Source organism: Tsukamurella sp. 1534 (assembly GCF_000312385.1).
Classification (GTDB): Bacteria; Actinomycetota; Actinomycetes; order Mycobacteriales; family Mycobacteriaceae; genus Tsukamurella.
Genome location: NZ_HE997626.1, coordinates 2,408,173 through 2,420,835 on the forward strand (window position 1 = coordinate 2,408,173; position 12,663 = coordinate 2,420,835).

A 12,663-nucleotide genomic window follows, 5' to 3' on the forward strand; every position below is an offset into this window, starting at 1 on the left:
ATCTGAGACCGACCACGAAGGACGGCCCCGCATGGCGATCACCGACATCCCCGAGTACGCGCACCTCACCGAGGCCGACGTCGAGACCCTGGGCGCCGAGCTCGACGCCATCCGGCGCGACATCGAGGCGGTCCGCGGCGAGGCGGACGTGCGCTACCTGCAGCGCACCATCGCCGCCCAGCGGGGCCTCGAGGTGGCCGGCCGGCTGATGCTGCTCGGCGCGCACAAGCGCGGATTCTGGTGGGGCTCGGCGGTGTCGCTCGGCGTCGCGAAGATCGTCGAGAACATGGAGCTCGGGCACAACATCATGCACGGGCAGTGGGACTGGATGAACGATCCGGAGGTCCACTCGACCACGTGGGAGTGGGACAACGCCGGCACCTCGCGGCTGTGGAAGCACACCCACAACTACGTGCACCACAAGTACACCAACGTCCTCGACATGGACGACGACGTGGGCTACAAGACGCTCCGGGTCACCCGCGATCAGCCGTGGACCCCGTTCAACGCCGGAAACCTGGTCTACAACACGCTTCTCATGATGCTGTTCGAGTACGGCGTGGCCATCCAGCACCTGGAGATCGGCCGCGCGGTGCAGAAGTGGAACAAGCCCTGGTACGACCAGGAGAAGTTCAAGGCCGACGCCTCGGACGTGGGCCGTAAGATCGGCCGGCAGGTGCTCAAGGACTACGTGGCGGCGCCCGTCGTGGGAATCCCGTTGGGCGGCAAGCGCGGCTGGCGCAAGGCCCTCACCGCCACCCTGACGGCGAACGTGATCCGCAACGTGTGGACCAACGCGGTCATCTTCTGCGGGCACTTCCCCGACGGTGCCGAGAAGTTCACCAAGCAGGACGTGGACAACGAGACCCAGGCCGAGTGGTACCTGCGCCAGATGCTGGGCAGCGCCAACCTCTCGGGCGGCCCCGTGATCGACTTCCTCTCGGGCAACCTGAGCTACCAGATCGAGCACCACCTGTTCCCGGACCTGCCGTCGAACCGGTTGGCGGAGATCGGCGTTCGCGTGCGTGCGCTGTGCGAGAAGTACGACCTGCCGTACACCATCGGCCCGCTGCACGTGCAGTACTACAAGTCCTGGCGGACCATCGCCAAGCTGTCGCTGCCGGACAAGTACCTGCGCGACACCGCCGACGACGCGCCGGAGACGGCGAGCGAGGCGATGTTCGCGGGCACCGAATACGCCCAGCCGCGGGTCGACGAGGGGACCGGCCGGCGATTCGGCCTCAAGGCGGCCCGCGCCGCCGTGCACGCGGCGCGCCGCCGCCGCGCCTGAGCCTGTTGATCTGATCGGCGACGTCACCGACGTCCAGGACCGCCCGTGACCGTCGGGATCAGGCGGTCCGTGCTCCCCGTCGTGGGTCCCGCACTAGAAGGGCGGGGGTTCGGGTTCGGTGTTCGGGACGAATTCGACGCCCTGTTCCTCGGCTTGCTTGCGTTGGCGTTCCAGTTCCTTCCGTAGTCGTTCTTCGGCGCGTTTCTTGGCCTTCTCGAGTCGGATGCGGCGGTTGCGGGTGCGTTCGTCGCGGCGTTGTTGGGCGCGGTGTTCGGCGTGGGTGTCGAGGGTCTCCGGCTGAGGCGGCTCTTCTGACTCGATTCGGGCAGGGGGTCCCAGATCAGCTTCCCGAGACCGGGGAGGATGTCGTGGGCGGCGCCGGGTGGGGTGAGCCAGATACCGCCGGCAGGGTGGTGCCATTCGACGGTGCCGTCGTCGAGGATGTCGGACAGCCATCCGGTTTCGGTTTTGATGCGATGGTGGAATCCGCAGAGCGGTACCAGGTTCCCGGGGCCGTGTTTCCCGCCGACCGTTGTCCGGCCGCCGCGGGCTGGATTCTTGTGGTCGTATTCGGCGACGTGGTCGGCCTGGCAACGGGTGGACGGCACGCTGCAGCCGGGGAACACGCACGTCGGATACGTCAACCGCATCACCAGGAGTTGATATTGGGTGGGTGTGTACCCGGACGCTCCGGTGATGTGGATATCGCCGGTGGCGGGGTCGCGTTTGCCGAGGGCCCGGATGGTGGTGTCGCACTCGGCGATCAGATCGTTCGCCTGCTCCGCGGTGACCGGCCCGGAGATCCCGAGTTCGTCGCACACCACATACGCCGCGCCCGACGAGTCCGAGGATGCCGGCTCAGGAGGCAGCCCGGGGTCGGTCGACCCGCGAGATTCATGCGCCGCAGGCGAAGTCGGCGGAGACGCCGCGGGAGATGCAGGCGAGTCCGGCGGAGATACCGCGGGAGACGTACCCGAGTCGCCGGAGACGATGTCCTCGGTTACGGATCCGTCGTCCGCATCGGAGGTGTCTTCGGTGGCGGATGGCTCGTCGAACAGGGTGATCACGCCATCGACCGCAGCAGTGGCGGCGGGCTGGGGTTCGGCTGCGGCGGCATCCGGTGGGCGGAGGTCGGATTCGTTGAGGAGGATCAGTGCCAGGGCTTTCACTTCCGATGCCACGGCCGCCGTGCGGGGTTTGCGTTCCTTGAACCGGCAGGCATCGTCGGAGCATTGGCAGCCGAGGGTCTCGTAGCCCTCGATCAACGCCGCATGCGCGGCGACCTGCCGCTCACCCAGCGTGCGCGGATCCTTCCGGCAGGTGGTCTTCAGCATGTCCGCAAGCAAACCGGCGAACCGGATCCCGTCCGCCTTCGGGATGATCGCTTCGACATCGACCGTGCCGTCCGCCCGCGCATGCATGTCGATCCCGAAGCGGGGCTTCTTCTCCGGAACCTGCGGCACGGCATCGATGTCGATCCGCACCAGGATCTGCTTCGCGGCCTCCTCCACCGCCGCCGCGGTCACCGCGACATCCGGATCGGTGAGCGTACCCGCGAGCCAGGCGGCCATGCGGACGTCGAACTCGTGGAGCACGCGATCGTCGATGATCGCCGACGCATACCGCAACACCGCGTACAGCTGCTGGTTCGTCACCACGCCGGTGGCGCAGACCGCGAACACACGGGGCAACCGCTCCCGCAGATCCAGACCACGATGCACCGCCGCCGAGGCGCCGCCCCGCCCCACCTGCAGCACCGCACCCACCTCCGCGACCAACTCGTCCCAATCCCCGACGAACCGGCGGTCGGACTCGGTACGGCATCGTCGGGCATCGTCACTGACGGCGAACAGCTGGGAGAGCACGGCGTGTTTGCGGGCTTCGAGCCGGTTGGCCTCGACCATGACGTCACGGAGGTCGGCCAGCAACGCGCCCGCGTCCAGCTCGGCGACGCCCGCGAACTCGGGCGGTAGCGGCCGGTGGACCGCCCTCCCGAGTTCGAATGCATCACCTGATGTGCTCATGCATTCGATAATACTCTTCTTTCTCGAACATAGCTGCACAACATGTGCTGAGTTTTCGCACGTCGCGGCGGGTATCATCGGTGGATCGGCGCCGCGCGCCGCGGCGGCCGCGGGCGGCGGTTCTGTGACGTGCGCCTCCGCTGGGACAAGATTCGTGATTTCGTCCCACGGGCCTGCTACATTTGAATGGTTCTGTTCTAGAGGCCGCGCCGTGCGCGGTCTGACCGATTGGGGATCGCCTCGTGGCTATCACTGACATCGCGGAGTACGCGCACCTAACCGACGCCGATATCGAGGCGCTCGGTGCAGAGTTGGACGCGCTGCGTCGTGAGATCGAGGAGAGCCGCGGCGAGGAGGACGCCAAGTACATCCGCCGCGTGATCAAGAGCCAGCGCATCGCCGAGACCGCCGGCCGCGTCTTCGGTCTCGGCGCGGGCATGAAGGGCTGGAAGGGCAAGGCCGCGTGGGCCGCCTCCGCCGCGTGCCTCTCGTACGCCAAGGTCATCGAGAACAACGAGCTCGGCCACAACATCATGCACGGCCAGTGGGACTGGATGAACGATCCGGAGATCCACTCGGCCAACTGGGAGTGGGACAGCGCCTCCGACGGCAAGTTCTGGCGGCACACCCACAACTACATGCACCACAAGTACACCAACGTCACCGATATGGACGACGACATCGGCTACGGCATCCTGCGCGTCACGCGCGATCAGCCGTGGGAGCCGTACATGCTGTTCAACCCGGTGTACAACGTCATCCTCGCGACGGGATTCCAGTACGGCAAGGCCGTCCAGCACCTCGAGCTGATGAACGCCATGAAGGCGGCACTCAACGGCGGCGAGCAGTACGCCGAGTACGACTGGCCCGAGTTCCGTCGCCGGCTGAAGATCGTCCTCACCAAGATCGGTAAGCAGACCGCGAAGGACTACGTCCTGTTCCCGGCCATGGCCGTCCCGTTCACCGGCGCCCGCGGCTACAAGAAGGCCGCGTCGGCCAACTACGTCGCCAACACGGTGCGCGACGTGTGGGACCACATGACCATCTTCTGCGGCCACTTCCCGGACGACGCGGAGAAGTTCACCATCGAGGACATCGACAACGAGACGCTGTCCGAGTGGTACCTGCGCCAGATGCTGGGCACCGCCAACTTCGAGGGCAGCAACGCGCTGCACTTCATGTCGGGGCACCTCGGCCGGCAGATCGAGCACCACCTGTACCCCGACCTCCCGTCGAACCGGTACAACTACCTCGCCTCGCGCGTGCAGGAGATCTGCGAGAAGTACGACCTGCCGTACAACACCGGCTCCATCTGGCGCCAGTACGCCGAGTCGTGGCGCACCATCATCAAGCTGTCGCTGCCGGACAAGTACCTGAAGGCCACCGTCGACGACGCGCCCGAGACCCACTCGAACAAGCGCTTCTACGACGAGTCGGGCGTGACCACCGTGGTCAGGGGCGAGATCGATGCCGACGGTACGCGTCGTGGCCTGCGCAGCCACGTCGAAGAGCTGGCCGCCAGCAAGTAGCCGCCGGGCTTCTCGCTGCATACACGCGTAGCCTTAGACACGTGGCCATCTCTGATGTCGGCGAATACGCCCACCTCGACGACGCCGACATCGAGCAACTCGCTCGGGAGCTCGACGCGATCCGTTCCGACGTGGAGTCCTCCCTCGGGGACCGTGACGCCAGGTACATCCGCGGCGTGATCCGCGCGCAGCGCGTGCTGGAGGCGTCGGGCCGGCTCACGCTGCTCGGTTCCAAGAACCGCTGGATGTGGGCCGCGGGTGCGGGCATGCTCGGCGTCGCCAAGATCATCGAGAACATGGAGCTCGGGCACAACATCATCCACGGCCAGTGGGACTGGATGAACGACCCGGAGATCCACTCCACGACGTGGGAGTGGGACATGGCGTGCCCGTCCGCGCACTGGAAGCACTCGCACAACTTCCTGCACCACAAGTACACCAACGTCGTGGGCAAGGACCTCGACGTGGGCTACGGCGTGCTCCGCGTGACGCGGGACGAGGAGTGGGAGGCCAAGCGGTCCGCGCAGTTCCTCAACAACCTGTTCCTCGGGCTCACCTTCGAGTGGGGCATCGCCCTGCACGACATCGAGCTGGCCGAGGCGATCGCCGGTAACAAGCCCTGGCCGCAGACGCGCAGGCAGCTGCGCGAGATGGGGATCAAGGCCGCGCGCCAGCTGGGTAAGGATTTCGTGATCTACCCGGTGATCAGCAAGGCCGTGGGGGGCTCGTTCGGCCGCACGCTCTCGGCGAACCTCACGGCCAACGTGATCCGGAACGTGTGGACCTACGTGGTCATCTTCTGCGGGCACTTTCCCGACGGTGCGGAGAAGTTCACCACGGAGTCGATCGTGGACGAGACGCCGGGCGAGTGGTACCTGCGGCAGATGCTCGGCAGCGCCAACATCTCGGGCGGCCGCGCGATGGACTTCATGACGGGGAACCTGAGCTACCAGATCGAGCACCACATGTTCCCGGACCTGCCGTCCAACCGGCTGGCCGACGTCGCGGTGCGGGTCCGCGAGATCTGCGAGAAGTACGACCTCCCGTACACGGAGGGCCCGCTGCTCAAGCAGTACTACCTCTCCCAGCGCACCATCGCCAAGCTGTCCCTGCCGGACCGCTGGCTTCGCGCGACGTCCGACGACGCCCCCGAGACCGCGTCCGAACTGCGGTTCAACGGCGTCCGGGAGCGCATCGCGCTGGCCCAGGAGGCCGCGCACGAGCGGCTGCTGCACGCGCAGGAGAACGCGCACGAGCGCCTGGTGCACGCGCAGGAGAACGCCCACGAGCGGCTCGCCCACGCGCAGGTGAACGCGCACGACCGCCTCGTGCACGCGCAGGAGGCGGCGCACGCGGCGCAGCAGGAGGTGCAGCGCGTGGGCCTGCGCAGCGCCATCGCCGAGGCCGCCCGCCGCAAGGTGGAGGACAAGCGCGCCCGCCGCGCCGGCCGCCGCCGCGGCCGCGCGGGGCGCACCGCGGGCTGACCTCCGCGGAGCGGACACGTCACCCGGCCGGGTGACACCCCGGCCGGGACGACGGTGCCGTCAGCCCACGGGCTCGGCCGTCTCCTCCTCCGGCGCGGGGATGCCGGGGCGGGAGGCGACGAACCAGCGGTTGACGAAGAACAGCCCGAGGATCACGGCCCACGCGCCCAGGCTGAGCAGCAGCTGCGAGCGCGTCGACCCGTCGATGTACATCTGCACCAGCACCACGATCATCGCGACGATGGTGGCCAGCGACAGCACCGGGAACAGCCACATCTTCACGCTCAGCCCCTCCGCGCCGTTGCGGAACCGGAGGACGGTCTGCGAGATCGCGATCAGCAGGTAGACGAAGATGATCACCGCGCCCGACGAGTTGAGCAGGAACGTGAAGATCGTGCTCTCCCAGAACGCGGCCGCGATCACGCACAGGAAGCCGATCACCGAGGACGCGAGGATCGCGCGCACCGGCACCCCGTTCCCGGCGAGCTTCATCAGGGCGGGCGGCGCCTCACGGCGCGCGGCGAGCACGAACAGCATCCGGGACGCGCTGTACATGCCGGAGTTCAGGCAGCTCAACACCGCGGTGAGCACCACGGCGTTCATGATGTGCTGCGCGTAGGGGATCCCCATGGCCTCGAAGGCGGAGACGAACGGCGACGCGGCCAGCTCCGGGCCGTTCCACGGAAGGATGCAGGTGAGCAGGAACGCGGAGCCCACGAAGAACACGGCGATGCGCACGATCACCGAATTCGCCGCGCGCGCAACGGCCTTCTGCGGGTTCTCGGATTCTGCGGCCGCGATGGTCGCGATCTCGGCGCCCATCATCGAGAAGATCACGGTCACCACGCCCACGGTGACCGCGCCGACGCCCAGCGGGAAGAAGCCGCCGTGGTCGGTGAGGTTCGACAGGTCCATCGACTTGTTCGGCCACAGCCCGAACACGAAGCAGCCGCCCAGCACGAGGAACGCGATGATCGCCGCGACCTTGAGGCCCGCGAACCAGAACTCGAACTCGCCGAACGCGGACACCGACAGCAGGTTGGTCACGGTCATCAGCGCGAGCAGGATCGCCGATGTCAGCCACAGCGGCGCCCCGGGGATCCACAGCTGGATGATCTTCGCGCCGGCGATCGCCTCGAAGCCGACTACGACCACCCAGAAGTACCAGTAGAGCCACCCCGTGGAGAATCCCGCCCAGTCCCCGAGCGCGGCGCGCGAGTAGTCCGAGAACGATCCGGTGGACGGGTTGGAGACGGCCATCTCGGCGAGCATCCGCATGATCATGATGACCAGGACGCCGGCGAGGCCGTAGGTGATGAACGCGCCCGGGCCGGTGCCCTTGATGACGACGCCGGATCCGACGAACAGACCGGCGCCGATCACGCCGCCGATCGCGATCATCCTGAGCTGGCGCTCGCTCAGGGCCTTCTTCAATGCGGGGGGTTGGCCCACGGGAACCTCCGGTTGGTGCGGGACGCCGGCCGGTGGGGGCGCGAGCGTCGACGTCGTGATGCGGATCACACGATCCGATGTCCAGGGTGTCGCGCGAAAGCCCTTTTCGTAGCCGACGGAGTGTCAGGGATGGGTGCTTGTTCGATACAGATCGTCAAGCGGGGTGCCGCGCCGAGGCCCGGGCCGAGCCGAGCCCCCGGGCCGCGTCGGGCACGACGAAGCCCCGACGGTCCGCGGACCGCCGGGGCTTCGAGGGGAGGGCGCGGGCTACACCGTGTGGGCGTCGGCCGTGCTGAGCGCGTCGTCGAGGATCTCCAGGCCCTCGCGCGCCTCCGCGGCGGACACGTTGCACGGCGGCACCACGTGGATCCGGTTGAAGTTCGCGAACGGCAGCAGCCCGCCCTTCTTGCACGCGGCGAGCGTCTCCGTCATGGCGGGGCTGGAGCCGCCGTACGGGGCGAGCGGCTCGCGGGTCGCGCGGTCGCGCACCAGCTCGATCGCCCAGAACACGCCCGTGCCGCGCACCTCGCCGATCGACGGGTGCTTCGCCGCCATCTCCACCAGCGCCGGCCCGATCACGTCCGCGCCGATGCGGGATGCGTTGCCCACCATGTCCTCCGACTCCATCGCCTCGATGGTGGCGACGGCGGCGGCCGTGGCGAGCGGGTGGCCCGAGTAGGTGAGCCCGCCCGGGTAGGGGCGGTCGGCGAACGTCGCCGCGATCCGCTCGCCGATCGCCACGCCGCCCAGCGGCACGTACCCGGAGTTCACGCCCTTCGCGAAGGTGATCAGGTCCGGGATCACCGGCCCCGCAGCGGTGTCCGCGTGCTCGACCGCGAACCACCGCCCCGCGCGGCCGAACCCGGCCATCACCTCGTCGGCGATCATGACGATGCCGAACTCGGTGCACAGCTCCCGCACCCCGGCCAGGTAGCCGGGCGGCGGGATCATGATTCCCGCGGTGCCGGGGATGGATTCGAGCACGACCGCGGCGATCGTCGACGGACCCTCCAGCTCGATCACGCGCCGCAGCTCCTCCAGCGCGCGCTCGCACTCCTGTTCCTGCGTCTCGGAGTGGAACACGGAGCGGTACAGGAACGGCCCGTCGAAGTGGATCACGCCCGCGGCGCTCCGGTCGCTCGCGAACCGGCGGGGGTCGCCGGTCAGGTTGATCGCGAGATCCGTTCCGCCGTGGTAGCTCCGGTACCGCGAGAGCACCTTGTGCCGGCCGGTGTGCAGCCGTGCCATGCGCACGGCGTGCTCGTTGGCGTCGGCACCCCCGTTGGTGAAGAACACCTTGTTCAGGTCGCCCGGGGTGCGTTCGGCGATGAGCCGGGCGGCCTCGCTGCGGGCGCCGTTGGCGTACTGCGGCGCGATGGTGCACAGCGTCGCCGCCTGCTCCGCGATCGCCGCCACCACCGCGGGATGCTGATGTCCCACATTGGTGTTGACGAGCTGCGACGAGAAGTCCAGCAGCCGGTTGCCCTCGCCGTCCCACACGTAGGAGCCCTCGGCCGCGATGATCGGCATCGGGTCGATCTGGGCCTGGGCGGACCAGGAGTGGAACACGTGCGCGCGGTCGAGCCGGTGGGCCCGCGCACCGTCGGCGACGGCGGCCTCGAGCGAGGCGCCGCCCGGAAGTCCGGTCATGACGGTTCTCCTATCGATTCGTGCGGACGGGGGTCAGACGTTCTGCGGGAAGCCGAGGTTGATGCCGCGGTTCGCCGGGTCCTGCCAGCGGGTGGTCACCACCTTGCCGCGGGTGAAGAAGTGCACGCCCTCGGTGCCGTAGGCGTGGGTGTCGCCGAACAGCGAGGCCTTCCAGCCGCCGAACGAGTAGAAGGCCGTGGGAACCGGGATCGGCACGTTGATGCCGACCATGCCGACCTCCACCTCGTTCTGGAAGCGCCGCGCGGCGCCGCCGTCGGCGGTGAAGATCGCCGTGCCGTTGCCGTACGGGTTGTCGTTGATGAGCGCGAGCGCCTCCTCGTAGGTCTCCACGCGGAGCACGGAGAGGACGGGGCCGAAGATCTCGTCGGTGTAGACGCTCATGTCGGTGCGCACGTCGTCGAGCAGCGTCGGGCCCACCCAGAAGCCGTCGGCGATGGATTCGGTGCCGGGACCGGCGGCCGGCGCCACGGTGCGGCCGTCGACCACGACGGTGGCGCCCGCGGCCTCGCCCGCGTCGATGTAGGAGGCCACCTTGTCGCGGTGGGCGGCCGTCACGAGCGGGCCCATATCGGCGGCGCCGGTGCCCTGGCCGGTCACCAGGCCGCGGGCGCGCTCGGCGATCTTGGCCACCAGTTCGTCGGCGATGTCGCCCACGGCGACCAGCGCCGAGACGGCCATGCAGCGCTCGCCGGCGGAGCCGAAGCCCGCGTTCACCATGGCGTCGGCGGCCAGGTCGAGGTCGGCGTCCGGGAGCACGATGGCGTGGTTCTTCGCGCCGCCCAGCGCCTGCACGCGCTTCCCGTGCGCGGTGCCGGTGCGGTAGACGTACTCGGCGATCGGGGTGGAGCCCACGAACGAGACGGCCTTGATGCCGGGGTTCACCAGCAGCTCGTCCACGGCGGTCTTATCGCCCTGGACCACGTTGAACACGCCCTCGGGCAGGCCGGCCTCGGCGAGCGCGCGGGCGATCCACAGGGAGGCGGACGGGTCCTTCTCGGACGGCTTGAGCACCACGGTGTTCCCGGCCATGATCGCGAGCGGGAAGAACCACAGCGGCACCATGGCGGGGAAGTTGAACGGCGAGATGATCGCCACGGGGCCCAGGGGCTGGCGGATGGACGAGACGTCGACCATCGTCGAGACGTTCTCGCTCATCCCGCCCTTGAGCAGATGGTTCATGCCGCAGGCGAATTCGACGACCTCCTGGCCGCGCATCACCTCGCCGAGGGCGTCGGAGTGCACCTTGCCGTGCTCGGCGGTGAGGATCTCGGCGAGCTCGTCGCGGCGGGCGTTGAGGATCTCGCGGAACGCGAACATGATCGCGGTGCGCTTGGCGAGCGAGGTGTCGCGCCAGGCGGGGAACGCGGCGCGCGCGGCGTCGACGGCGGCACGGGTGTCGTCGACGCCGGCGAGGGCCACGTCGCCCGTGACGGCACCGGTGGCGGGGTTGGTCACGGGTGCGTAGCGGCCGGAGGCGCCGGGGAAGTCGGTGCCGGCCACCCAGTGGGCGATGGTCGTGGTGCTGATCTCGGTGGTGGTCATGCATCTCAGGATGGGGGCCGCGGGAGGGCGGATTCCGCGACGATCCGTCAGAGATGTGCCCTCGTGTTTTACGCTTCGTAACATGGAGCTCACCGTCGCCGACGTGCTGGCCCTCCCCGTGGTGCGCACGGGGCGGCCGGAACCCCTGGTGACCGCCGGGCTCGACCGGCAGGTCCGGTGGGTCCACGTGGGCGACGTGGCCGAGGTCGCCGACCTCATCACGGGCGGCGAGCTCATCCTCACCACCGGGCGCGCGCTCGCGGAGGATCCGTACGGCTTCTGCGCCGGGCTGGCCGAGGCCGGCGCCGCGGGCGTCGTCGTCGAGCTCAGCCCCCGCCTGCCTGCGATGCCGCAACCCGCGATCGACGCCGCCCGGGCGGGCGGCATGCCCCTCGTGGCGTTGCACCGCAGCATCCGGTTCGTCGCGGTCACCGAGCAGGTGCACCGCGCGATCGTCGCGGGCCAGCTCGATGAGGTGGAGTTCGCGCGGCACAGCCACCAGGTGTTCACCGACCTCTCGATGCGCCGCGCCGATGCCGACGAGATCGTCTCCGCCGCAGCGGAACTGCTCGGCACCCCGGTCGTCTTCGAGGACCGCGCACACCACGTGCTCGCCCTCGCCGAGCACGGGCGCAGCGCGTCGGAGCTCCTGTCCGGGTGGGCCCGGCGGTCCGCGACGGACGGCGTCGCGGCAGACGTGGGCGTCGACGGTGCGGTGTTCGCGCGCCTGGTCGCGCCGCTCGCCGAGCCCGGCACCCGGGTGGGCACGGTGCTCGAACGCGCCGCCCAGGCGCTCACGCTCCGCGAGATGGTCGAGCGCGACCGCGCGGCCCTCGAACAGCAGGCGCAGCACGGCCTCCTCGACGACCTCCGCGCCGGACGGATCACCGACGAGGCCGGCGCGTCGGCGCGCGCCCGCACGCTGGGGCTGCAGGTGGCGCGGTTCTACGTGCCGGTCACCGTCGGCGTCGATCTCGAGAGCGGGCACGACGAGGTGAGCACCCGGCGCCGGAGGGTGCAGGTGCAGGACGCGTTCCGGCACGCCCTCGGGCTGGCCCGGCTCACCGCGATCGCCTCCCTCGCGGGGAGCGGGGTGCACGCGGTGATCGCCTGCACCGCACCCGATCCCGTGGCGGCGGTGGACAGGGCGGGCGAGCTGGTCATCGCCGAGGTGGGCCGGGTGCGCGGGGTGCGCGCCGTCACCGTCGGCGCGGGCCCGCACGCCGGCCGCATCGTGGACGCCGTCGCCGGGCTCGCCGAGGCCGAGCACGTGGCCGCCGTGGTCGCGGCGATGCCCGGCGCGACTCCGCGGGTGCACCGCGCCGCCGACACCCGGCTGCGGGGGCTCGCCGCGATGCTGGTGGCCGACACGCGCACCCGCGCGTTCGCGCACGCCGAGCTGCGCCGCATCGTCGACGGACCGGACCCGGCGGGTGACCTCGCGCTGCTGCGGGCGTTCCTGGAGACCGCGGGCAACAAGACGGAACTCGCGCGGCGCCTTCATCTCTCGCGTCCCACCCTGTACGCACGGCTGAACGACCTGCGCGAGCGGCTGGACGTCGACCTGGACGACGGGGAGTCGCGCGCGTCGCTGCACGCGGCCCTGTTGTTCCGGGACGCGGCGCAGGCCGCGGCGACCTGACGGCGCGCAGGAGTAGATTGGCCCCCGG

The 12,663-nt window shown here is 69.6% G+C and carries 7 protein-coding genes and 1 pseudogene; 4 read left to right on the plus strand and 4 right to left on the minus strand.

The features are described from left to right. The first annotated feature begins 31 nt into the window (after positions 1 to 31). Complete coding sequence (locus tag BN39_RS11760) at positions 32 to 1,291, plus strand: fatty acid desaturase (RefSeq protein WP_019202604.1); 1,260 nt, start codon at positions 32 to 34, stop codon at positions 1,289 to 1,291. Between the two features lie 23 nt (positions 1,292 to 1,314). Here BN39_RS11760 and BN39_RS22265 read toward each other — a convergent pair whose 3' ends face one another. After that, on the minus strand, positions 1,315 to 3,315 hold the full coding sequence (locus BN39_RS22265; RefSeq protein ID WP_051158891.1) for an HNH endonuclease signature motif containing protein: 2,001 nt from the start codon (positions 3,313 to 3,315) through the stop codon (positions 1,315 to 1,317). A 242-nt stretch (positions 3,316 to 3,557) separates the two neighbouring features. Between BN39_RS22265 and BN39_RS11775 the strand changes: the two genes are divergently transcribed. Next, positions 3,558 to 4,844 carry a fatty acid desaturase gene (locus BN39_RS11775; protein WP_019202605.1) on the plus strand — a complete coding sequence of 429 codons (1,287 nt, stop codon included), beginning with the start codon at positions 3,558 to 3,560 and terminating at the stop codon, positions 4,842 to 4,844. 41 nt (positions 4,845 to 4,885) lie between these two features. Then, the gene (locus tag BN39_RS11780) at positions 4,886 to 6,328 is read left to right on the plus strand and encodes an acyl-CoA desaturase (protein ID WP_019202606.1); all 1,443 of its coding nucleotides are present in this window, start codon (positions 4,886 to 4,888) and stop codon (positions 6,326 to 6,328) included. A gap of 105 nt (positions 6,329 to 6,433) precedes the next feature. Here the strand turns inward: BN39_RS11780 and BN39_RS11785 are convergent. The 3 genes and pseudogenes from BN39_RS11785 to BN39_RS11795 form a co-directional block, all read right to left on the minus strand. Next, positions 6,434 to 7,729: pseudogene (locus BN39_RS11785) on the minus strand (amino acid permease); the annotation flags it as partial. A gap of 318 nt (positions 7,730 to 8,047) precedes the next feature. After that, positions 8,048 to 9,430, minus strand: coding sequence for an aspartate aminotransferase family protein (locus BN39_RS11790; protein ID WP_019202608.1), 1,383 nt, complete (start codon positions 9,428 to 9,430; stop codon positions 8,048 to 8,050). A 33-nt stretch (positions 9,431 to 9,463) separates the two neighbouring features. Continuing rightward, on the minus strand, positions 9,464 to 10,993 hold the full coding sequence (locus BN39_RS11795; RefSeq protein ID WP_019202609.1) for a CoA-acylating methylmalonate-semialdehyde dehydrogenase: 1,530 nt from the start codon (positions 10,991 to 10,993) through the stop codon (positions 9,464 to 9,466). Positions 10,994 to 11,075: 82 nt separating this feature from the next. Between BN39_RS11795 and BN39_RS11800 the strand changes: the two genes are divergently transcribed. After that, a complete protein-coding gene (locus BN39_RS11800; protein WP_019202610.1) occupies positions 11,076 to 12,635 on the plus strand; it encodes a PucR family transcriptional regulator in 1,560 nt (519 codons plus the stop codon). Positions 12,636 to 12,663 lie beyond the last annotated feature (28 nt).

Coding starts and splice junctions, on each gene's coding strand:
- BN39_RS11760 (WP_019202604.1), top strand. CDS start 32: ATGGCGATCACCGACATCCCCGAGTACGCGCACCTCACCGAGGCCGAC.
- BN39_RS22265 (WP_051158891.1), bottom strand. CDS start 3,315: ATGAGCACATCAGGTGATGCATTCGAACTCGGGAGGGCGGTCCACCGG.
- BN39_RS11790 (WP_019202608.1), bottom strand. CDS start 9,430: ATGACCGGACTTCCGGGCGGCGCCTCGCTCGAGGCCGCCGTCGCCGAC.
- BN39_RS11795 (WP_019202609.1), bottom strand. CDS start 10,993: ATGACCACCACCGAGATCAGCACCACGACCATCGCCCACTGGGTGGCC.
- BN39_RS11800 (WP_019202610.1), top strand. CDS start 11,076: ATGGAGCTCACCGTCGCCGACGTGCTGGCCCTCCCCGTGGTGCGCACG.